The sequence below is a fragment of the Methylobacterium symbioticum genome (assembly GCF_902141845.1).
GTDB classification, from domain to species: Bacteria; Pseudomonadota; Alphaproteobacteria; order Rhizobiales; family Beijerinckiaceae; genus Methylobacterium; species Methylobacterium symbioticum.
The window spans coordinates 47,173-69,730 of record NZ_CABFPH010000016.1; the positions used below are offsets into that span (position 1 = coordinate 47,173).

The window sequence follows — 22,558 nt, forward strand, 5'->3', positions numbered from 1 at the left end:
GGATGGCAGAGGCCGAGGCGGAGGGGACGGCACGTGTCCCGGCCTTGCGGATACTACGATCGGCGCTGCGATCGGCGTGGCGGCGCAGCGCCGGCCTCGGCCTTGCCCTCTACGCGCTTGCGCTCGGCGGCGCGCTCGGGCTCGCCAGCGCGGATTGGGCGACGCGGGGCGGATACCCGTTCGGCGGCGTGACGGTCGGCGCCTGGACCCTGTGGCCACGGGCCGGCTCGACCGCAGCCGACCCCTATACCCGCGCCGTCAACGCCCGGCGCGGCGAGATCCCGCTCGCCGTCGGCGAGGGCCTGCTGATGACGGCCGCGGCCGACGATGCCGGCCGGACGCTCGATGCCGCCTGCACCTACAGCATCACCGGCGCGACCCCGCCGGCCCGGGCCTGGACCCTGACGGTGACCGGCCGCGGCGCGGCCGATCCCGTCCGGCCGCCGATCCGCGAGAGCTTCACCTCCACGGAGGTCCTGCGCGAGCGGGACGGCCGCTTCGCCATCACGCTGGGTCCCGAGGCCGAGCCGGGCAACTGGTTGCCGAGCCCCCGCGCCGAGGGCCCCTTGCGCCTCGCGCTGCGCCTCTACGACACGCCGGTCGCGGCGAGCGCCGGCTCCCTCGACCGGGATTCCGTCCCGGCGATCACGCGGGTGGCGTGCCGGTCATGAATCTGCGCTTCGCCTACGCCACCGCCTGCGGCCTGGTCCTGGCCGGGCTCGTGCACATCGCAACGGTGCTGGCGATCCCGCGCCTCTCGGAATCGGATGCCCTCTCGCGCGCCGGCAGCAGCGAGAGCCTCGACCATCCGCTGCCGATCTACACGCTGGCCACCGGCGAGAACCCGGCCCCGGCCGAAGCGTGGCTGCCGGCGCCCGACCCCTCGGTCGCGGTCGGCGTCTGCGCCTACGATCTCGACGACGGCCCGACCCGCGTCTCGGCTCGCACCGGGCCTCTGGCCCTTTCGCTCGCCGTGCACGGCCGCCGCGGCGCCTTCTACGCCGTGACCGACCAGGCCGCGGTGCGCGGCGCCCTCGACCTCGTGGTGCTCACCCGTGCCCAGTACGATGCGGCGCTCGCCAACGACGACGAGAACGAGCCGAGCCGCGACGTGCGCATCGTCGCCCCTGAGCGCCAGGGCTTCGTGGTGGTGCGGGTGATCGCAGGCCTGCCGAGCCAGCGCCCCTCCGCCAACGCGGCGGTTCAGGCGGTCTCCTGCACCATCGACAGCACGGACGAGGACGCGCCGGCCCGGCCGAACGACTGATCGCGAGCCCCTTAACCAGGACCGGGTCGCGGGACGCTGACTTTCGCCCCGGCGTGGCGCAGCCTAACCTGCATCCGGTTCGAGAATCGAAATATCGGGGGGCGGGATGCTGACGCGACGCTGGTTCGGAGCCTGCTTCATCTGCGCGGGCGTCGGGGGCTTCGCCGCCACGGAGGCGGCAGCGCAGGGTGCGCCCGCGGGTCAGATCAAGCGCAAGCTCCTGAAGCGGACCGAGACCGGGACGGGCAACCTCGTGACCCTGCTGATGGAGGTCGAGGTTCCGGCCGGCGTCGAGGTCCCGCGCCACACCCATCCGGGCATCGAATCAGCCTTCGTGCTGGAGGGCGAGGCCGAGCTCTACATGCAGGGACAGGAGGCGGTTCCGGTTCGTCCCGGCGAGGGCTTCCAGATCCCGCCGGAGGTGCCGCATGGCGTGCGCAAGGTGGAGAAGCCCCTGCGCCTCGCGATCACCTACGTGGTCGACAAGGACAAGCCGCTGGTGACCCTCGCACCGGCCTGACGGGATGCGGCTTCTCTGCGAAGCCGCGCTCCGGAAAGACCCGGCCACGCTTGCCCCGAAATCCCGGCACCCCTTTCTCCGGGCGATGCGCTATGACGGATGCCATGAGCCTCGCCGTCCCCGATTCCTCCCCTCGCCCCGACATCCTCGCCGCCATCGGGGACACGCCGCTGATCCGGCTCCGCCGTGCCTCCGAGGAGACGGGCTGCACCATCCTGGGCAAGGCGGAGTTCCTCAATCCCGGCCTCTCGGTGAAGGACCGCGCTGCGCTCTCCATCGTCCAGGATGCCGAGGCGCGCGGGCTGATCCGGCCGGGGGGCACCATCGTCGAGGGCACGGCGGGCAATACCGGCATTGGGCTGGCCCTCGTCGCCGCGGTGCGCGGCTACCGCACCGTGATCGTCATCCCCGAGACCCAGTCCGAGGAGAAGAAGCAGACCCTGCGGCTCGCGGGCGCCCGCCTCGTCGAGGTGCCGGCCGTGCCCTTCGCCAACTCGAACAACTACGTGCATGTGGCGCGCCGCCTCGCCGAGCGGCTTGCTGCGACGGAGGCGGCAGGCGCCTTCTTCGCCGACCAGTTCGACAACGTCGCCAACCGCCGCGCCCATGTCGAGGGGACCGGCCCAGAGATCTACGCGGCGACGGCGGGCGCGGTCGACGGCTTCGTCTGCGCCGCCGGCACCGGGGGCACGCTCGCCGGCGTCGCCGAGGCGCTGCGGGCGCGCAAACCCGGCGTGCGGATCGCCCTCTCCGATCCCGAGGGCTCGGCCCTCTATGCGCATTATACGACCGGCACGCTCAAGGCCGAGGGCTCCTCGATCACCGAGGGCATCGGTCAGGGCCGCATCACCGGAAACCTCGGCGGCTTCACCCCCGACTACGCCTACCGCATCCCCGATACCGAGGCGCTGGAGATCGTCTTCCGGCTGATGCGCGAGGAGGGGCTCTCCCTGGGCGGCTCGTCCGGCATCAACGTGGCGGGGGCGATCCGGCTCGCCCGGGAGCTCGGACCAGGCCACACCGTCGCGACCATCCTCTGCGACGGCGCCGCCCGCTACGCCTCGAAGCTGTTCAACCCAGCCTTCCTGGCCGAGCGCGGCCTGCCCCAGCCCGACTGGCTCGGCGCGAGCCCGGACCCACTGCCCGACTGGCGGGCCTGAGCCGGAAAACGCAGGTGGTATAGCGGATTAAAATCGATTTCCGGTTGAACGGTCCGGGTGGGCTTGGCGTTGAATGGTCAAGCTCGCGCTCCGCGCGAGGACCGGAGAGCCCTGATGTCCCTCGTCACCATCCTGCTCATCATCCTGATCATCCTCGCCTTCGGTGGCGGCGGGTTCTACGGCGGTGGCGCCTATCGTGGTCCCGGCTTCGGCCTCGGCGGTATCCTGCTGATCATCCTGATCGTGCTGCTCGTGAGAGGTGGGATCTGACGGCCCGCACTCCCACCCTGCGGTAGCCCCGCAGGGTGGGAGAGACGCCGCTCTCAGCGGGCGCAGGTCACCGCCACCATCGCCGGCCGGATCGGGCCGGCCACGGCCCCGAGGCTCGCCGCGCCGCCCACAGCCGCGTCGCGCAGCGCCACCCCGTTTTCACCGAGGAAATTCCGAAGCTGCGCGCCCACAACGAGCGGCACCGCGAGCGGCGGCACCACGCCCGCGACCAGCCGCGGCGCAGCGGGATAGCGCGCGACGAGGCCGGCGAGGCGCCCGGCCCGATCAAGGACCGGTGCGCCGGCCGCCCCCGGCTGCAAGGGCGCGACGAGCCCGCCCGGCCCAGCCGTGCCGGGCGCGACCGCGACGCCCTCCGCGCCGGCCGCGAGCACGACGAGAGTCTCTTCTGACGCAACGGGCTCCGCGCGCACGGCGAGCGGCACCGGCGCCGGCAGGCCCGACGCCTCCAGCAACGCCAGGCCACTCGCGGGATCGCCGCGCAGGAGCTTGGCCGCGGCGCCGCCGATCCGCGGCGCACAGCTCTCCACCACCGAGACTGCCGTCAGGACACGGTTCGGCGCCACCACGAGTCCGGTCCCGGCAATCCGGACAGTCGCCGCCGGAGGTCTCGCGGCTGGCGACGGCGCGAGCGCGGGGGCTGCAGGGGTCACAGCGGCCACGGGAGCCGCCACCGCGTCCGGGAAAGGAACGAAGCTGTTGGCGATCGCGATGACGAGGCGGTCCACCTCGCCGGCAAGAGCCTGGTCGTAGCCGAGGGTGAAGCCGCGCACGCCCGCGGGCCCCGCGGCGTAGCGGACATACGAGCGCCCGCCCGCCGTCTCGGCAGTGACCACGATGAAATCCGGCCGCTTCAGCTTGTAGGTGACCCTGCGCTCCGGCATCGGCGCGGTGGCGCGCTCGAACAGGCCATCGAGATCGGCGGCGCCGGGCGGGAAGGCGCGGCTTTCCAGGGTCACCCGGCCGTCCGCGCTCTGCCAGCGGGTCCCGGCCGGCAGCGGCCCGGGCAGTGGGCTGCGCTTCGCGAGGAGCCGTTCCGGCACGCCGAGCACGGTGCCGCTTGCCGGATCCGCCTTCACGGTGAAGCGCGCCGCCTTCCGCGCGCCCTCCCCGGCCGCGAGGATCCTCGCCCGCACGGGCGGGGAGAGCGGGTCGCCACCTCCGTTGCGGGCCTGGAAGGCGTTCAGCGCCTCGAAGGTGCGCCGGCCGAAGGTTCCCGCGAGGACGCTGTTGTAGTCGCCGGTCCAGACCAGCGCGTCCTGTAGAGCCTTGCGCTCGGCCTCGGGCAGCGCCTCGAACGCGGCCTTGGCCGCCTCGAAGGCCGGATCGGCCGCGTATCCGGGAGCCGGTGTCTTCGCGGCCGGCTTCGGCGCCGGGACCTGACTTTGGCCCTGCGCGAGAATCTGCGTCGCCGTGGGCGCGGCGAAGCCAGCGGCGAGCAGGAGGGCGAGCCCGAGACGGCGCGGCATGGGCGCTGATTCCCATCAGAAAATCCGCTGCGAAGGTGGCAGGCCCGCCGGGCGAAAGCCAGAGCGCTGGCTGGGACGCGCGCCGACACGCGTGCTGCCGCGTGCGCCATCACGTGCGGGCAGGCACGATGGGCCGATTGCGGCGGCTGCGGCAGATGCTACCGTCCGGCTCCGTCGCGCCGGATTCGTCCGGCCGGGGAGAGCCGCGGAGCGGGTGATGGCGGGTTCGTCGGGTATCGTGCGCCGTCTGGCGCTGCTCGCAGGCGCCCTCGCGCTGGCAGGCCCTGCCGCCGCCCAGCCAGCGTCACCGCCCGCCGCACAGGCGCTGACGAAGCCCGCCACCAAGCCCACGACGAGGAAGACCTTCCAGCGTGAGGCCCTGGCCTCCGCCGGCGCACGCCTGGAGACGGCGCTCGCGGCCGAGGCCAACGCACCCGGCCGGAGCGCCGCGCAGGCACGGCGCGACGGCGAGGCGCAGTTTCAGAGCGGACATCCCGCGGCTGCCCTACCCCTCCTTGCGGCGGCGGTGGCGGCGGATCCCGCCGATCCGCAGAACTGGCTCGCCTACGCGCGCGCCGCGGACGCGCTCGGCAATGACGAGAAGGCCGGCAGCTACAACGACCGCTACCGCCGCCGTCAGGCCGCCCTCGCGGCGGCGTACCAAGCCTACCTGCGGGCGGGCTCGCCCCAGGCGGAGGCCCGGGCGCTCGCCTTCCTCGGCGAGGCGCAGGCGCGCCAGTCCGAGTGGCGCCCGGCGCTGGAGGCCTACCGCGCGAGCCTCGCCCTCGACGACCGCGAGCCCGTGCGCGAGACCTACGAGGCGCTGCGCGAGGAACACGGCTTCCGCATCCTCGACTACAAGGTCGATGCGGATGCCGCCGCGCCGCGGGCCTGCTTCACCTTCTCGGAGACGCTGGCGCCCAAGACCGACTTCACGCCCTTCGTCGCGGTCTCGGGCGCGGCGAACGCCGCCGTGACGGCGGAGGGCTCGCAGGTCTGCGTGGACGGGTTGAAGCATGGCGGCCAGTACGCCGTGGTTCTGCGCCAGGGTCTGCCCTCCTCGGTGGGCGAGAGCCTGCTGAAGGCCGCCGATTACGAGATCTACGTCCGCGACCGCTCGCCCCAGGTGCGGTTCACGGGACGCAACTACGTCCTGCCGCGTACCGGCCAGGCCGGCGTGCCGCTCCTCTCCGTCAATGCGCCAAAGCTCGACGTGGAGGTGCTGCGCATCGGCGATCGCGGCCTGCTGCCCGCCCTCCGCTCGGAGGAGTTCCTGAGCCAGCTCAGCGGCGCCACCGCGCAGACCATCGCCGAGCAGAAGGGCGTGCGCGTCTGGAAGGGCACCCTGGAGACGGCCAAGGCCGAGCAGAACCAGGAGGCCGTGACCGCCTTCCCCGTGCTGCAGGCGGTCGGGCGACTGGAGCCCGGCATCTACATCATGCAGGCCGCGCCCACAGGCCTCGCCGCGGCGGGCGAGGAGGTCTCCTACGAGCAGAAGGCGACGCAGTGGTTCGTCGTCTCCGACCTCGGCCTCACCGCCTTCAAGGGCCGCGACGGGGTGCATGTCGTCCTACGCTCGCTGGCCTCCGCAGAGGCCGTGGCGAATGCCGAGATCCGCCTGATCGCCCGCAACAACGAGGTGCTGGCGACCCGCAGGACCGATGCGCGGGGCTATGCCGCTTTCGATCCGGGCCTCGCCCGCGGCGAGGGCGGCATCGCCCCGGGCCTCGTGGTCGCGCAGAGCGGCGAGGATTACGGCTTCCTCGACCTCGACCTCTCGGCCTTCGACCTCACCGACCGCGGCGTGAAGGGCCGGCCCGATGCGGGCGCGGTGGAGGCCTACCTCTTCCCTGAGCGCGGGGTCTATCGCTCCGGCGAGACGGTGCAGCTCACCGCGCTCCTGCGCGACGCGAAGGGCGCTACTGTGCCGAACCTGCCGCTCACCCTCGTGATCCGGCGCCCGGACGGCGTCGAGTACCGGCGCGTCCAGGTTCCCGACCAGGGCCTCGGCGGACGCAGCCTGTCGCTGCCCCTGCTCTCGAACGCGATGCACGGCACCTGGCGGATCGCCGCCTATACCGATCCGAAGGCGCCCGCCCTCGGCGAGGCGAGCTTCCTCTTGGAGGACTATGTCCCCGAGCGGATGGAGATCGACCTGAAGCCGGTCAAGGCCGCGCTCCGCAAGGGCGAGCCGGCCGAAATCGCGGTCTCGGCGCGCTACCTCTACGGCGCACCGGGTTCCGGCCTCGACGTGTCGGGTAGCGTCGCGGTGCAGGCCGCAACCGGCAGCGGCATCCCGGGGCTCGAGGGCTTCACGGTCGGACTCGACGACGAATCCTTCGAAGCCACCACGCAGGAGATCGAGGGGCACGGCACCACCGACGCCAAGGGCTCCGCCGCGATGACCGTTCCGGTGCCGAACCCGGCGAGCCCGCGGCCGCTGGAAGCGAAGATCACGCTGGCGGTCGGCGAGCCGGGCGGCCGGGCGGTCTCGCGCAGCCTCACTCTGCCGATCCTGCCCGACGGACCGGTCCTCGCCATCCGCAAGGGTTTCGGAAGCGACCTCGCCGAGGGCGCGACCGCGACCTTCGACGTGGCGATGGCGACGCCCGAGGGCCGCCGCCTCGCGCAGGGCGGCGTGACCTGGACCCTGTCGCGGATCGAGCAGACCTATCAATGGTACCGCGCGGACGGGCGCTGGTCCTTCGAGCCGGTGAAGTCGGTGCGCCGGATCGCCGATGGCAGCCTCGCTCTGACCCCCGACGCGCCGGGGCGGATCGCGACACCGCTCAGCTTCGGCCGATACCGCCTGGAGGTCGCCGCGCCCGGCGAGGGCGCGCACCAAGCGGCGCAGGCCGCCAGCGTGACCTTCGAGGTCGGCTGGGGCGGCTCCGAGACCGCCGACGTGCCCGACCGCCTCGATCTGACCCTCGACAAGGCGGCCTACGCTTCAGGCGAGACCCTGCGGGCCCGACTCGCGCCGAAATTCCGCGGCCGGGCGACCCTCGCCGTGGTCAGCGACAAGGTGCACGAGGTCCTGGACGTGGCGGTGCCGGAGGGCGGCGCCACCGTCGCCATCCCCGTGAAGGCCGAATGGGGCGCGGGCGCCTATCTGATCGCCACCGCCTACCGCCCCCTCGACCAGGCGGCCAAGCGCCTGCCGGGCCGGGCACTCGGGCTCGCCTGGTTCTCCGTCGATCGCGGCGCGCGCGGCCTGGAGGTGGCGGTCGATGCGCCCCAGAAGGTGCGTCCGCGCCAGGACCTCACCCTGCCGGTGCGCCTGACCGGGCTGAAGCCCGGCGAGGAGGCGCGCATCACCGTGGCGATGGTCGATGTCGGCATCCTCAACCTCACCCGCTACGAGGCGCCCGACCCGACGATGTTCTTCTTCGGCCAGAAGGCCCTCTCGACCCAGATCCGCGACGTCTACGGATACCTGATCGACGGCATGCAGGGCACGCTCGGCGCGATCCGTTCCGGCGGCGATGCCGGCGCGGGGGAGCTTGCCGACTCGCCCCCGACCCAGGCGCCCCTCGCCCTCTACTCGGGCGTGGTCACGGTCGGGCCGGACGGGCGCGCCGCGGTGACCTTCCCGATCCCCGCCTTCAACGGCACCGGTCGGGTGATGGTGACCGCCTGGAGCGGCAGCCGCACCGGCCAAGCCCAGGCCGACGTGGTGATCCGCGACCCGGTGGTGCTCACCGGTACCCTGCCGCGCTTCCTCAATGCGGGCGACCGCTCGCGATTCTTCGTCGCCCTCGACAATGTCGAGGGTCAGGCCGGCGAATACACGGTCGATCTCGATCTGGCGGGGCCGGTGCTCGTCGGCGCCGAGGCGGCGCAGAGCCGGCTGACGCTCGCTGCCGGGGCCAAGGGCCAGCTCGTGGTGCCGCTGACCGCGGCCGGCCCAGGCACGGCGCGGCTCGACCTCAACCTCTCGGGGCCCGGCCTGCCCGCGGGCGTCGGCCAGAGCTTCACCCTGCCCATCTCGCCCGGCACCGGAGCCCTGGTGCGACGCAGCCTGCGCAACCTGGAGCCCGGCGCCAGCCTGCAGATCACGCCGGACCTTCTCGCCGACATCCTGCCCGGCACCGGCACGGTCTCCGTCTCGGCCTCCGCCCTGCCGGGGCTCGACGTGGCCGCGCTGCTGCAGGCCCTCGACCGCTACCCCTATGGCTGCTCCGAGCAGGTGGTGAGCCGGGCGATGCCGCTCCTCTACGTCAACAGCTTGGCGAGTCTCGACAAGCTCGCCATCGACGACGGGCTGGATGAACGGATCCGCGGAGCGATCGACCGCGTGCTGTCGCGCCAGGATTCGAGCGGCGATTTCGGCCTGTGGTCGGCGCAGGGATCGAACGACCTCTGGCTCGACGCCTACGTGACCGACTTCCTGACGCGGGCTCGCGAACGCAACTTCGCGGTGCCGCAGACCGCCTTTACCCTCGCCCTCGACCGCCTGCGCAACGCCGTGGCCAACACCACCGAGGTGCGCGAGGGCGGCCTCGACCTCGCCTACGCGGCCTACGTTCTCGCCCGCAACGGCCGGCCAGTGAGCGGGGATCTGCGCTACCTCGCCGACACCAAGCTCGGCGACTTTACGACCCCACTCGCCCGCGCGCAGATCGCCGCGGCGCTGGCGCTGCTGGGCGACCGCACCCGCGCCGCCAAGGCGCTCGATTCCGCCCTCGGCGTGCTGAAGAGCGCGCGCGACGGGCAGGGCTACCGGGCCGATTACGGCTCGCGCCTGCGCGACGGGGCGGGCGTGCTCGCGCTCGCCGCCGAGTCGGGACTCGCCCGCGACGCCCTTACCCCCGTCGCCGCGGTGCTGACCGAGGAGCGCGCCTCGGGCCGCACCACCAGCACGCAGGAGAATGCCTGGATGGTGCTGGCCGCTGCCGGCCTGACCAAGGAGGCCCAGAGCCTGTCCTTCAGCCTCGACGGCGCGCCGCTGACGGGCCCGCTCGCCCGCACCTATCGGGCCGCCGCCCTCGAGGCAAAGCCGGTGACGCTGGTGAATACCGGCCGGGCGCCGGTTCAGGTGGCTTTGGGCATCAACGGGAATCCGATCGCGCCCGAGCCCGCGGAATCGCGCGGCTACGCGATCGAGCGGAGCTATCACCGCCTCGACGGCACCGCCGTCGATCCGGCCCAGGGCATCCGCCAGAACGACCGCCTCGTGGTGGTTCTCAAGGTGACCGAGAAGCAGGCGAGCGCCGCCCGCCTCCTCCTCGTCGACCGTCTGCCCGCGGGCCTCGAGATCGACAACCCGAAGCTCCTCGACGCGGACGCCGTCCAGGGCCTCAGCTTCGTGAAGACCGACGTCGCACCGGCCCATACCGAGTTCCGCGACGACCGCTTCGTGGCTGCCTACGACCGGACACCGGAGCAATCGGCGTTCTTCACCGTGGCCTACACGGTGCGCGCCGTCTCGCCCGGCAGCTACGTGCATCCGGGCGCCACGGTGGAGGACATGTACCGCCCCGAGCGCTTCGGCCGGACCGCCTTCGGCGCGGTCGAGATCACGGCGGCGCGGTAGGGCGGTGGGCAGGCCGCTGCCTCCGCTCCCTCCCCCCTTTGCGGGGGAGGGTGGCCCGCGAAGCGGGTCGGGAGAGGGGAACCCCGTTTCCGGAGGAAGCGGAGCAGGCGTGACAGGCGCCGCTTCCTCCCGCACCGCCACACCCCTCTCCCGACCCCTGCTCACGCGGGGGCCATCCTCCCCCATCCCAAGTCGGGCCTGCCCGACCTGGGCAGAGAAGAGCGGACCTCGGACAAGCCCGAGGTCCGTGGGGGGCGGGAGATCGTGGTGGCTCCTTGTCCTCGCCGTCCCGGCTCTGGCGGCGGGCCTGCTCGCCCTCCGCCCGTTCTTCGCCCTGCCGCCCCTCGACCTCGCGCAGGCCGAGTTGCGCTCGACCATCGTCACCGACCGCTCGGGCACCCTGTTGCGCCCCTTCGCCACCGCGGACGGACGCTGGCGCCTGCCGGTACGCATGGAATCCGTCGATCCGCGCTTCATCGCCATGCTGACCGCCTACGAGGACCGGCGCTTCGCCGAGCATGGCGGCGTCGATCCCGCCGCTTTGCTGCGGGCAGCCGGCCAGTGGCTGCGGCACGGGCGCATCGTGTCGGGGGGGTCGACCCTGTCGATGCAGGTGGCCCGCCTCGTGGAGCCGCGGGCCGAGCGCTCGCTGGCAGCGAAGCTGCGCCAGATGCTGCGCGCCCACGCGCTGGAGGCGCGGCTCGGCAAACACGGCGTGCTCGATCTCTACTTGGCCCTCGCCCCCTATGGCGGGCCCGTCGAGGGCGTGCGGGCGGCGTCGCTCGCCTATCTCGGCCGCGAGCCGGCTCGGCTCTCCTTTGCCGAGGCCGCCCTACTCGTCGCCCTGCCGCAGGCACCCGAGGCGCGCCGGCCCGACCGCTTCCCTGAACGGGCGCGGCGGGCCCGCGACCGGGTGCTCGACATCGTCGCCGCCCGCGGCCTGATCACCCAGGCGGAGGCCCAAGCGGCCAAGGCCGAGCCGGTGCCGGCCCGGCGCCGGCCCTTCCCGATGCTGGCAGCCCACGCCGCGGAGGCGGCTTTGGCCGCCGATCCGGAGGCGCGCGTGATCCGCCTCGGCCTCGACGCGCGCCTGCAGGCGAGCCTCGAAGCACTGGCTGGCGAGCGCGCGGCGGCCGCAGGGCCCGGCCTGTCGGCGGCCATCCTCGTCCTCGACAATGCGACGGGCACCGTGCTCGCCCAGGTCGGCAGCGCCGGCTATCTCGACGCGGACCGGCGCGGCGCCATCGACATGACCCAGGCCGTGCGCTCGCCCGGCTCGGCGCTGAAACCCTTCATCTACGCGCTCGCCTTCGAGACCGGGCTCGCCCATCCCGAGACCCTGCTGGAGGACCGGCCCGCCCGCTTCGCCGCGACCTATGCGCCGGAGAATTTCGACCTGACCTACCAGGGGACGGTGACCGCCCGGCGCGCCCTGCAGCTCTCGCTGAACGTGCCCGCAGTGGAGCTTCTGGAGGCGGTGGGTCCGGCCCGCTTCATCGCTCGCCTGCGCGCGGGCGGGGCGAACATCCTGCTGCCACGCGACGCCGCCCCCGGCCTGCCGGTGGCGCTCGGCGGCCTCGGCATCACGCTCACCGACCTCGCGCGGCTCTATGCCGGCCTCGCCCGGGGCGGGGCGGTGCCGCCCGTGACCCGCCGGATCGACCAGCCGCCGGCGGAGGACGAGCGGCGCATCGCCGAGCCGGTGGCTGCCTGGTACGTCGCCGATACCCTGCGCGGGGCCCCGCCCCCCGAGAACGCACTGCCGAACCGCATCGCCTACAAGACCGGCACCTCCTTCGGCTACCGCGACGCCTGGGCGGTGGGCTTCGATCGGCGCATCACCGTCGCTGTCTGGGTGGGCCGGGCGGACGGCTCCGCGGTGCCGGGCCTCGTCGGACGGCTCGTCGCCGCGCCGATTCTGTTCGACGCCTTCAGCCGCTACGGCGGCGAGCCTGTCCCGGTGCCCCGTCCCGGGGGCGTGCTCGCGGCGACCAATGCCGCCCTGCCCCCGCCCCTGCGCCACATCTGGGCCGAGCGGACGCCCCCGGGCGCGGCGCAGCCCCTGAAGATCGCCTATCCGCCGGACGGCGCCCGGATCGACCTCGGCCTCGGCGAGGGCCGAGCCGCGGGCCTCGCGCTCAAGGCACTCGGCGGGGTGCCGCCGCTGACTTGGATGGTCAACAGCCTGCCCGTCGAGGTGAGCGCCCGCCGCCAGTCGGAATGGAGGCCGGACGGGGCCGGCTTTGCGCGCATCTCCGTGCTCGACGCGGCCGGCGGCAGCGACAGCGTCGTGGTCCGCATCGAGTGAGCGGAGTCTGGGTGTCGAGAGGGGTACCCCTCTCGCGGGTCCAGGGCGGAGCCTTGAAACCGGTCGGGACTTCGACCCGGCACCCAACCCACCGACGGGTCCCTCAAAATCCCGGGTACTCGCGACAGCGACGGAGGATCACAATCTACAGGTCTATCAAGATTCACGTTTCATCAATGGGTTGCGCCTAGTGCTCCTCCTTGGAGAGGTCGGATGGCGTGGAAGATCGGCACCGCCGCCGCGGTGGCCCTCGTGATCGCAGGCGTCGCGAGCTCGGCTTTGCCCGGGCCGCCGGTCCAGCGTGCCGCTTGGCGCGAGGAGTACCGCACGCCCGCCGCGATCCCCTTCCCCGAGGACAATCCCTACAGCGCAGCCAAGGCCGAGCTCGGCCGCCGCCTGTTCTTCGATCCGATCCTGTCCATCGACCGCAACCGCTCCTGCGCCACCTGCCACGTCCCCGACCTCGCCTGGGCGGACGGGCGCCCGCGTGCGCAGGGGAGGCACGGCGGCGACCTCGACCTGCACACGCCGAGCCTTCTCAACCTGGCATGGCAGGACGGCCCGATGGGCTGGGACGGCAAGTTCCAGAACTTGGAATCGGTGCCCTTCGGCCCGATCACCGCCTCCGCCAATATGGGGCTGAGCGAGGCCGAGGCCGTGCGCCGCCTCGCGGCCGACCCCGGCTACGCCTCGGCCTTCGCCGCCGCCTTCCCGGATGCCGCCGTGACGCGGCCGCGGATCGAGGCGGCGCTGGCCACCTTCGAGCGCCTGATCGTGGCCGCGCCCGCCTCCTTCGACCGCTGGATCGCGGGGGACGAGCGCGCGATCTCGGAATCGGCCAAGCGCGGCTTCGACCTGTTCAACGGCCGGGCGAACTGCGCGGCCTGTCACAGCGGCTGGTCCTTCAGCGACGGCTCGTTCCACGACATCGGGGTCGGACGCGACGACGACCTCGGGCGCGGGCGGCTGAAGCCGAACTCGGTGGCCCTGCGCTACGCCTTCAAGACGCCGACCCTGCGCAATGTCGACGAGCGCGGCAGCTACATGCATGACGGCTCGCTCCGCAGCCTGGAGGCGGTGATCGACCTCTACGACCGCGGTGGCATCGACCGCCCGAGCCGCTCCCGCGAGATCAGGCCTCTCTCGCTCAGCCCGGACGAGAAGGCGGATCTCCTCGCTTTCCTCCAGACCCTGACATCGGGCCCCTCGACCGCGCCGGTCGTGGCCGAGCTGACGGAAACCCCGCCGCGGCCTTAAGACATCCCGACCTGATTAGGAATCGCTTCGCGGAGGCGGATGGCGCACCGGCGCGGCCGAGCCACGATCACGGACGATCAGCGGAAGAGCGGCAGGCAGCTGCCGAGAAGGGCGAGCCCCGAGACGAGGAACAAGCCACCGCAGGTCTCGCAAGCCTGGGCACGCAGCCCCGCGCGCGGCGCGGCGGCCGCCAGGGCGATACCGAGACCGAGGCTCACGACGCTTGCGATGCCGACCATTCAGGATCCTCCAAGCTCGACCGCAGTCGAGTCATTGCAAGAAATCCTGAGCAGAGGCTTAAGTTCACTTTGCGAATTCGATCGGTGCGCATCGGGGCGCGACTGGGGCCCCTTTTTGCACGGTTCCCACAGCGTTAACCGTCTCGGTAAAGAACTCTTAACGCAACCTTGTCGATCAAAGTGAACCGTTCGTAAATGCCGATGTCGGCGAGACAGAGCCGCAGTTCGGCGAGGCTTCCATGCGGGCGGTCCGGAGTATCAAGGGGCGTTTGGGCACCGCGGCGGCTCTTGCCGTCCCGCTCGCGGCCTTCGCGACGGAGGCCAGCGCGCACGTCAAATGGTTCTGCGCCTACGACGTCGCCGGCCAACCGCGTGGACTCGCAGAGGTGCTCTGCGCCGACTTCGAGTGGCTCACGGGCCTCGCGCTGGCCTGCCTGATGCTCGGCTGCCTCGCCGAAGGCACGCCCCTCGGCATCGCGCTCCTCAACGCCCTCGACCGGGTCACCACTCGCATCCGCACCGACACCCACCTCCTGGTACGGGTCACCCTTGGCTTCTTCTTCGTCTCGCTCTGGTCGCTCGGCGGCATCATCCTGACGCCTGAGCTGACGACCGACGCGGCCTGGATCCCCTGGTTGCAGCTCGGCCTCGCCGGCCTGCTGATCTCGCCGCGCACGACGCCCCTCGTCGGCTTCGGCATCGTCTTCCTGTTCGCCTACGCCACCGCGCAGTACGGCGCCTTCCACCTCGCCGACTATCCCGTCTTCCTCGGCGTGGCCGCCTATCTGATCCTGACCGGCCTCGGCATCAGCGTGCTCGGCCTGCGCCCGATCGACGTGGTGCGCTGGACCGCTGCGATCACCCTGATGTGGGCCTCGGTCGAGAAATGGGCCTATCCCCACTGGACCGACCCGCTGATCGCGGCCAAGCCCGCCATGACGATGGGCGCCTCGCCCGAGCTGTTCATGAAGGCGGCCGGCGTCATCGAGTTCACCCTCGCCTTTGCCCTGATCTGGACGCCGCTGGTGCGGCGGACGAGTGCGATCATCCTGGCCGGCATCTTCGTCTCGGCGGTCTTCGAGTTCGGCAAAGTCGACGCCATCGGCCATTCCGGCATCATCGTGGTCCTGCTCGCCATCGCCGCCGACGATGTCCGCGCCGCCGCCAGCCGCCGGCAGGTGGTGCTTGCCCCGGCCTATTACGGCGCCGCGCTCGCCGGCTTCCTCGCCCTCTATTATGTCGGCCACGCCCTGCTCTTCGGTGGCCCGGCCGAGCTCACCGGCATGCCGGTGATCTGAGAGGGCGCGCCCGTCGTCACCGCAGGGCGGCGGGGTCTCAGCGGCCCGCGAACATCGGGCCGAACACGTCGGTGATCCCGCTGATGGTGATCTGGGTGCCGACGCAGAGGAGCAGGAAGGCGAAGAGCCGCCCGAGCACTCGGGCCCCCACCGGCCCGATCAGGCTGACCACCCGGTCGGCGGAGGCGTAAAGCAGGACCACCGTGACCGCGACGCAGAGCGCGGCGACCGAGACGCCGACATAGAAGGCGATCCGGTCGGCCGGCAGCGCGGGGCGGTTCGAGCCGAGTGTGATCGCGACCGCGATGGTGCCGGGCCCGGTGGTGAAGGGCAGGGTCAGCGGAAAGAAGGCGATCTCGGCCAGCGCCTCGCGTCCTCGCCGCGTGGATTCGGTGCTGACCGGCGGCCCGGCCCCGGCCGCCCCCACCTCGGCCTGTTTGCGGGCCTCCCGCGCCTCCGGCCGGTTGAGCAGGCCCCAGGCGGAGGCCGCGACCACCAGGCCGCCCGCGATGCGCAGTGCTCCGAGCGAGACGCCGAAGAAGCTCAGGATCGGCGCGCCCGCCCAGAGCGCGGCGACCATCACCAGGGCCGCATAGAACCCGATCCGGCGGGCCAGCTCGATGCGCTCGGCATGGCTGTTGGCCGCCGTCACCTGCGCAAAGATCAACGATCCGCCGACCGGGTTGACGATGGAGAACAGGCTCGACAGCGCGAGCAGGAAGCTCTGGAGGGCCGACTCGATGGGCATGGTTCGCTCCGCGTCGAACGCGGCTAACGCAACCGGCGCCTCGCGGGAAGACGACGGACGTGCCGTCGCCGGCGCGGGACCCTGGACCCTGGCTCAGCCCGGTGCCGGCGCCGGCACGAGCACCCGCGCCGGGGCGAGCCGCCGGGCGCGGCGAACCTGCTGCACGGCGACCGGTCGGTAGAGCTGCTTCGTCGCATCCACCACGTGCAGGCCGGCGAGCGGCATGGCGAGCGAGGTGCCGAAGCGCTCCCAGGCGGGGGCCGTGCGCAGCATCAGGCGGGAGCGGACCGGAGGCATGTACAGGGTCTCGGCCCAGCCCTCCGGCGAGAACAGGGTGTCGCGCATCAGGCGGCCGAGCTGCGAGCGGCTATAGGGCTGGCCGTGGCCGAAGGGCGTGGCCTCGCGGCGGGCCCAGACGCCTCGCCGGTTCGGCACCACCAGGATCATCCGGCCGCCCGGCGTCAGCGTGCGCCAGACCTCCTGCAGCAGCTCGGTGGGACTCTCCACCGATTCAAGGGCGTGGACGAGGATGACCCGGTCCACGGCAGCCTCCGGAAGCGGCATCATGGTCGGGTCGGCCAGCGCCGAGCAGGAGCGGCCGGCGCCGGGCCAGTTCACCACCCCCTGCGTCGCCGGCATGAAGGCGAGGGTGCGCTCGGCGATGCAGTGCACGGGACCGAGATAGGGCGTGGCGTAGCCGATCCCGAGCACGCGCAGGCCCGAGACGGAACCGAGGAATCCGTGGATCGCGCGGCCGACAATGCGGTGAGTCACCGCGCCGAGGGGGCTGGCGTAGAAGGCCCGCAAGTCGGTAACGTCGAGGCGCATCAGGGTTCGCGGGACTTCGGTTCGGGACGGACGGGCCCGCGCGCCGGCGCCCGCCCTGCTTCAATGGGGAGCCGGACGCGTCCCGGCAAGTTCCGAGGCGGTGATCGTTGCCGGAACCCACGGGTTCCCGTTACGGTTGTCTGCCGAAGCCCGCGGCGACGGATCCGACAGGGAGAGACCGGTTGAGCGCGGAGATCCGCACCTTCCTCTGCCGCAGCGACAATGTCGGCGTCCTGCTGCGCGATTCCCGGACAGGTGCCTGCGCGGCGATCGACGTGCCGGAGGCCGGCCCCGTGCTGCGGGCTCTCGGCGAGACCGGCTGGCGCCTCACCGACATCCTCGTCACCCATCGCCATATCGACCATATCGAGGGTATTCCTGAGGTGCGGCGCACGACCGGCGCCCGCCTCACCGCCCCGGCCAGGGCGCGGGAGGCAGTGCCGGATGCCGACACCTATGTCGGCGAAGGCGACCGTGTGCGCGTCGGCGACCTCGAAGCGGAGGTCTGGGAGACGCCCGGGCACTGCCTCGACCACGTCACCTACCATTTCGCCGAGGCCGGCCTCGCCTTCGCGGGGGACACCCTGTTCACCCTCGGCTGCGGCCGGGTAATGGAGAGCCCGCCCGAGACCCTGTGGCATTCGCTGCGCCGGTTCGAGGGGCTGCCCGGCGCTACACAGATCTTCAGCGGGCACGACTACGTACTCTCGAATGCGCGCTTCGCCCTCGCCGCCGAGCCCGGCAATGCCGCCCTGCGCGCCCGCGCCGCAGAGGCCGAGCGCGCCCAGGCCGAGGGCCGCTTCTTGGTGCCGTCCACCCTGGAGCAGGAACGGGCCACGAACCCCTTCCTGCGCAGTGGGGAGGCAGCTCTTGCAGAATCGGTCAATATGCCTGCCGGGACCGACCCCGAAACGGTGTTCGTCGCCCTTCGGGCGTGGAAGAACCGCTTCTGAACCGGTGACGACAAGAAAAATTTGTTGCGTTCTCAAACAGAAATGAACATACGGACCCTGAGGGGTCTGAATGGCCCCTCCAAAGAGACTCCCGGGGGGAGATCTTGAGATTCACTGAAGCGCGGGCCCGCTTCACCGGTCAGATGGGGGTTCGTCTCGCCCTACCACCTTTCCACTTCCCGCCTGCCCCTTCCTTTCGTTCATCCGGAATCGGAACGATCGCGCGACGCGTCGGAGGAAGCGGCCAGTCAGGCTGAGCAAGCCGGCAACGAGGTCACAGCCCTCCATGCCGGCGGCAAATCCGCTCCGCGGCCAGGCTCTCTGCGGCCTCGGCCCGCACCCGTCTCGGCGGACGTGCGCCTTCTGGGCATCGCTACGGAGCATCTCGCGCGTCTCGGCCCGAAGCGCGTGACGGTGGTCGCGGTCGCTGCCGAAGCCGGCATGACCCATGCCAATGTCTATCGCTACTTCCCGTCGAAGGACGCCCTCCTCGACGCGGTGGCCGGGCGCTGGCTGCGCGACATCGAGGCGCATCTCGCCGACATCGCGGATGCACCCGACCCCGCCGACGACAAGATCGAGCGGCTGCTGACGGCGCTGGCGACCCTGCAGCGGGACGCCCTGGCGCAGGAGCCCAATCTCTTCGCCGTCCATCTCGATGCCACGGTCGCAGCCCGGCCCATCGCCCGGCGCCACCGGGTGCGCCTGCGCAGTTTGGTCGAGCGTGTGGTCGAGGAAGGGATCGTCGGCGGGACTTTCTCGGCGCGGGACCGGGAACGGGCGATCGCCTACATCTTCGACGCGAGCTACCGCTTCACGCACCCCCTGGCGATCCAGCACGATGCCGACGTGCCGCGGGACCTGATCGAAGCCCGCTTCGGCGCGGTGATCCACGCTATTCAGCGCGTGCTGCGCACCGGCGTGCTCTGACACGGGAACAGGTCCGACCAACGGCCGGCCCTAACCCTCGGCCAGTCCGCGAATCCCGCTTCCGCCCTCCGCCGAACCTCCCGTTCGAGCCTGCCGGCCGCATCGCTCCGCGAGGCCGGCGCAGAGCGAAATGACAACATCCAAAATCTGTCATCAAAGCTTTGCCGCCCAACCCCGGGCGGTTTGATCAGACTTAAGCGCCTCCACCGGCTGAGCTTTTCGAATGAGCGGCCGGCCATCGCCGAGCCTGCGCCACTGGCCTGATGCATGCTTGCTGGACCTTCGTCGGGTTGAAGCAGAGGTGCTTTTCGGCCACACAGCCGCCCGAACGAACCGGCCGCCCGGGGCACGCACCCCGCGCCCGCTCCGCACGCGTCGCGTACCCCGCGTACCCGCATCAACTGACCGTCGATCCAGGCACAGCAGAGGTTCTGACCACATGGCACGCAGCAAGATCGCGCTCATCGGGGCTGGCCAGATCGGAGGGACGCTGGCGCATCTGGCCGGGCTGAAGGAGCTCGGCGATGTCGTGCTGTTCGACATCGCGGACGGCGTCCCGCAGGGCAAGGGCCTCGACATCGCCGAGTCCGCTCCCGTCGACGGCTTCGACGCCAAATTCTCCGGCGCCAGCGACTACGCGGCGATCGAGGGCGCCGACGTGATCATCGTGACCGCCGGCGTGCCGCGCAAGCCGGGCATGAGCCGCGACGACCTCATCGGCATCAACCTCAAGGTCATGGAGTCGGTCGGCCAGGGCATCAAGCAATATGCCCCGAACGCCTTCGTGATCTGCATCACCAACCCGCTCGACGCGATGGTCTGGGCGCTGCAGAAGTTCTCGGGGCTGCCCGCCAACAAGATCGTCGGCATGGCCGGCGTGCTCGACTCCGCCCGCTTCCGCCACTTCCTGGCCGACGAGTTCAAGGTTTCGGTCGAGGACGTCACCGCCTTCGTGCTCGGCGGCCATGGCGACGACATGGTGCCGCTGGTGCGCTACTCGACGGTGGCCGGCGTGCCGCTGCCCGATCTGGTCAAGCTCGGCTGGACCACCCAGGAGAAGCTCGACGCCATGGTCGAGCGGACCCGCAAGGGCGGCGGCGAGATCGTCAACCTGCTCAAGACCGGCTCGGCCTTCTACGCACCTGCGGCGTCCGCGATCGCGATGGCCGAGAGCTACCTGCGCGACAAGAAGCGCGTCCTGCCCTGCGCCGCCCACCTGTCCGGCCAGTACGGCATCGACGGCCTGTTCATCGGCGTGCCGATCGTGATCGGCGCCGCGGGCGTCGAGCGCGTCCTCGAGGTCGAGTTCAACGCCGACGAGAAGGCGATGTTCGACAAGTCGGTTGCCTCGGTGAAGGGGCTGATCGAGGCGTGCAAGGGCATCAACGGCGCCCTCGCCTGAGCCATTCGCGCGGCGCGCGCGGCTCTGGTATCCCAGCGCCGCGCGTACCCTGACTCGGGCTGAAGCCCTTCGTTGCGGACGCGAGGAGGACGCCAATGAACATCCACGAATATCAAGCCAAGGGGGTGCTGCGCGAGTTCGGCCTGCCGGTCTCGCGTGGTGTCGCGATCTTCAAGCCCGAGGAGGCTGCGGCCGCGGCTGACGAACTCGGCGGGCCGGTCTGGGTGGTGAAGAGCCAGATCCATGCGGGCGGCCGCGGCAAGGGCACCTTCAAGGGGGCTCCCGCCGGCGCCAAGGGCGGCGTGCGCGTCACCAAGTCGAAGGACGAGGTGGTGCAGTTCGCCTCCGAGATGCTCGGTGGGACGCTGGTGACCGTGCAGACCGGCGAGGCCGGCAAGCAGGTCAACCGCCTCTACATCGAGGAAGGCGCCGCGATCGCCGCCGAGTTCTATCTGTCGATGCTCGTCGACCGCGCCACCGGGCAGGTCGCCTTCGTGGTCTCGACGGAAGGCGGCATGGATATCGAGCAGGTCGCTCACGACACGCCTGAGAAGATCGTCACCTTCTCGGTCGATCCGGCCACCGGCATCATGCCCCATCACGGCCGCGCGGTCGCCAAGGCGCTCGGCCTCTCCGGCGCCCAGGCCAAGGAAGCGGGCGAGCTGACGGAGAAGCTCTACCGGGCCTTCACGGCCAAGGACATGAGCATGCTCGAGATCAACCCGCTGGTGCTCACCGGCGACGGCCATCTCAAGTGCCTCGACGCCAAGATCTCCTTCGACTCGAACGCGCTCTACCGCCACCCCGACATCGTGGCGCTCCGCGACGAGACGGAGGAGGATGCCAAGGAGATCGAGGCCTCCAAGTACGACCTCGCCTATATCGCGCTCGACGGCACGATCGGCTGCATGGTCAACGGCGCCGGCCTCGCCATGGCCACCCTCGACATCATCAAGCTCTACGGCGAGGAGCCGGCGAACTTCCTCGATGTCGGCGGCGGCGCGAGCGAGGAGAAGGTCACGGCGGCCTTCAAGATCATCACCGCCGACCCGCAGGTGAAGGGCATCCTGGTCAACATCTTCGGCGGGATCATGAAGTGCGACGTCATCGCCCGCGGCGTGATCGCGGCGGTGAAGGCGGTGGGCCTGGAGGTTCCGCTGGTGGTGCGCCTTGAGGGCACCAACGTCGAGGAAGGCAAGGAGATCATCCGGAGTTCCGGCCTCAACGTCATCCCGGCCGACGATCTCGACGACGCCGCCCAGAAGATCGTCGCCGCGGTGAAGGGAGCCTGATCCGATGTCCGTCATGATCGACGCCAACACCAAGGTCATCTGCCAGGGCTTCACCGGCAAGAACGGCACCTTCCACTCCGAGCAGGCCATCGCCTACGGCACCAAGATGGTCGGCGGGACGAGCCCCGGCAAAGGCGGCTCGACCCATCTCGGCCTGCCCGTGTTCGACACGGTGGCCGAGGCCCGTGAGAAGACCGGCGCCGACGCCTCGGTCGTCTACGTGCCGCCGCCGGGCGCCGCGGACGCGATCTGCGAGGCGATCTCGGCCGAGATCCCGCTCATCGTCTGCATCACCGAGGGCATTCCGGTGCTCGACATGGTGCGGGTGAAGCGGGCGCTCGCCGGCTCCAAGTCGCGCCTCGTCGGCCCGAACTGCCCCGGCATCGTCACCGCCGGCGAATCGAAGATCGGCATCATGCCGGCCAACATCTTCCGTCCGGGCTCGGTGGGCATCGTGTCGCGCTCCGGCACGCTGACCTACGAGGCGGTGTTCCAGACCTCGAACGCGGGCCTCGGCCAGACCACAGCGGTCGGCATCGGCGGCGACCCGGTCAAGGGCACCGAGTTCATCGACGTGCTGGAGCTGTTCCTGGCCGACCCGAAGACCGAGTCGATCGTGATGATCGGCGAGATCGGCGGCTCGGCCGAGGAAGAGGCCGCGCAGTTCCTGAAGGACGAGGCCAAGCGCGGCCGCAAGAAACCGATGGTCGGCTTCATCGCCGGCCGCACGGCGCCTCCGGGCCGCCGCATGGGCCATGCCGGCGCGATCATCTCGGGCGGCAAGGGCGGCGCCGAGGACAAGATCGCGGCGATGGAGGCGGCAGGCATCCGCGTCTCCCCCTCACCGGCGCGGCTCGGCTCGACCCTGGTCGAGGTGCTGAAGGGCTGAAGCGTTCCGTCCCGCCCGGCGCGGGACGGCAGCGCTCCGGTCGAATGGATCGGGATGGGCGCCGGCCGCGCATCCCGATCCGGATCTCTTTGATGACGGACGCGCCCCCCGCCCCGCGCGGGTCGGCGCGTCCCGACGGTTGAGGGCGGTCCGCCCGCGATGCGGGCCGCACAC

At 71.6% G+C, this 22,558-nt stretch carries 18 protein-coding genes; 14 read left to right on the plus strand and 4 right to left on the minus strand.

The features are described 5' to 3' along the window. Nucleotides 1–2: 2 nt before the first annotated feature. From MET9862_RS08160 to MET9862_RS08180, 5 genes are all read left to right on the plus strand, one after another. Nucleotides 3–671, plus strand: coding sequence for a DUF1214 domain-containing protein (locus tag MET9862_RS08160; protein WP_142582562.1), 669 nt, complete (start codon nt 3–5; stop codon nt 669–671). Beyond that, on the plus strand, nt 668–1,267 hold the full coding sequence (locus MET9862_RS08165) for a DUF1254 domain-containing protein (RefSeq protein ID WP_142582536.1): 600 nt from the start codon (nt 668–670) through the stop codon (nt 1,265–1,267). Before MET9862_RS08160 ends, MET9862_RS08165 begins: the two co-directional genes overlap by 4 nt. A gap of 106 nt (nt 1,268–1,373) precedes the next feature. After that, on the plus strand, nt 1,374–1,787 hold the full coding sequence (locus MET9862_RS08170) for a cupin domain-containing protein (RefSeq protein WP_142582537.1): 414 nt from the start codon (nt 1,374–1,376) through the stop codon (nt 1,785–1,787). Between the two features lie 104 nt (nt 1,788–1,891). Further along, nucleotides 1,892–2,947 carry a cysteine synthase A gene (locus MET9862_RS08175; protein ID WP_142582538.1) on the plus strand — a complete coding sequence of 352 codons (1,056 nt, stop codon included), beginning with the start codon at nt 1,892–1,894 and terminating at the stop codon, nt 2,945–2,947. Nucleotides 2,948–3,061: 114 nt separating this feature from the next. Then, nucleotides 3,062–3,217: a DUF3309 domain-containing protein gene (locus MET9862_RS08180; RefSeq protein ID WP_142582539.1), complete on the plus strand. Its 156-nt coding sequence runs from the start codon at nt 3,062–3,064 to the stop codon at nt 3,215–3,217. Nucleotides 3,218–3,270: 53 nt separating this feature from the next. Here the strand turns inward: MET9862_RS08180 and MET9862_RS08185 are convergent, their stop codons facing one another. Continuing rightward, nucleotides 3,271–4,704, minus strand: a complete 1,434-nt coding sequence (locus tag MET9862_RS08185) for a serine protease (protein ID WP_142582540.1) — start codon at nt 4,702–4,704, stop codon at nt 3,271–3,273. Between the two features lie 217 nt (nt 4,705–4,921). On the opposite strand from MET9862_RS08185, the gene MET9862_RS08190 reads away from it, so the two are divergent. The 3 genes from MET9862_RS08190 (at nt 4,922) to MET9862_RS08200 (ending at nt 13,805) form a co-directional block, all read left to right on the plus strand. Continuing rightward, a complete protein-coding gene (locus MET9862_RS08190) occupies nt 4,922–10,240 on the plus strand; it encodes an alpha-2-macroglobulin family protein (protein WP_142582541.1) in 5,319 nt (1,772 codons plus the stop codon). 247 nt (nt 10,241–10,487) lie between these two features. Beyond that, nucleotides 10,488–12,548, plus strand: coding sequence for a penicillin-binding protein 1C (pbpC, locus tag MET9862_RS08195; protein ID WP_438616604.1), 2,061 nt, complete (start codon nt 10,488–10,490; stop codon nt 12,546–12,548). A 213-nt stretch (nt 12,549–12,761) separates the two neighbouring features. Then, nucleotides 12,762–13,805: a cytochrome-c peroxidase gene (locus MET9862_RS08200; protein WP_142582542.1), complete on the plus strand. Its 1,044-nt coding sequence runs from the start codon at nt 12,762–12,764 to the stop codon at nt 13,803–13,805. Nucleotides 13,806–13,882: 77 nt separating this feature from the next. On the opposite strand, the gene MET9862_RS29245 is transcribed toward MET9862_RS08200, so the two are convergent. Then, nucleotides 13,883–14,044, minus strand: a complete 162-nt coding sequence (locus MET9862_RS29245; protein WP_185156793.1) for a hypothetical protein — start codon at nt 14,042–14,044, stop codon at nt 13,883–13,885. 239 nt (nt 14,045–14,283) lie between these two features. Here MET9862_RS29245 and MET9862_RS08205 point away from each other — a divergent pair, with 239 nt between their 5' ends. Next, on the plus strand, nt 14,284–15,342 hold the full coding sequence (locus tag MET9862_RS08205; RefSeq protein ID WP_185156794.1) for a hypothetical protein: 1,059 nt from the start codon (nt 14,284–14,286) through the stop codon (nt 15,340–15,342). Between the two features lie 37 nt (nt 15,343–15,379). Here the strand turns inward: MET9862_RS08205 and MET9862_RS08210 are convergent, their stop codons facing one another. After that, complete coding sequence (locus tag MET9862_RS08210) at nt 15,380–16,090, minus strand: MarC family protein (RefSeq protein ID WP_142582543.1); 711 nt, start codon at nt 16,088–16,090, stop codon at nt 15,380–15,382. Between the two features lie 93 nt (nt 16,091–16,183). After that, nucleotides 16,184–16,918, minus strand: coding sequence for a methyltransferase domain-containing protein (locus MET9862_RS08215; protein WP_142582544.1), 735 nt, complete (start codon nt 16,916–16,918; stop codon nt 16,184–16,186). Between the two features lie 182 nt (nt 16,919–17,100). Between MET9862_RS08215 and gloB the strand changes: the two genes are divergently transcribed. The 5 genes from gloB (at nt 17,101) to sucD (ending at nt 22,384) form a co-directional block, all read left to right on the plus strand. Further along, entirely contained in the window at nt 17,101–17,871 is a 771-nt protein-coding gene (gene gloB / locus MET9862_RS08220; RefSeq protein ID WP_142582545.1) for a hydroxyacylglutathione hydrolase, read from the plus strand. A gap of 321 nt (nt 17,872–18,192) precedes the next feature. Continuing rightward, complete coding sequence (locus MET9862_RS08225) at nt 18,193–18,801, plus strand: TetR family transcriptional regulator (RefSeq protein WP_306438896.1); 609 nt, start codon at nt 18,193–18,195, stop codon at nt 18,799–18,801. Nucleotides 18,802–19,240: 439 nt separating this feature from the next. Further along, nucleotides 19,241–20,203: a malate dehydrogenase gene (mdh, locus tag MET9862_RS08230; RefSeq protein ID WP_142582547.1), complete on the plus strand. Its 963-nt coding sequence runs from the start codon at nt 19,241–19,243 to the stop codon at nt 20,201–20,203. A gap of 95 nt (nt 20,204–20,298) precedes the next feature. Beyond that, on the plus strand, nt 20,299–21,495 hold the full coding sequence (gene sucC, locus MET9862_RS08235) for an ADP-forming succinate--CoA ligase subunit beta (RefSeq protein WP_142582548.1): 1,197 nt from the start codon (nt 20,299–20,301) through the stop codon (nt 21,493–21,495). A gap of 4 nt (nt 21,496–21,499) precedes the next feature. Further along, on the plus strand, nt 21,500–22,384 hold the full coding sequence (sucD, locus tag MET9862_RS08240) for a succinate--CoA ligase subunit alpha (protein ID WP_142582549.1): 885 nt from the start codon (nt 21,500–21,502) through the stop codon (nt 22,382–22,384). Nucleotides 22,385–22,558 lie beyond the last annotated feature (174 nt).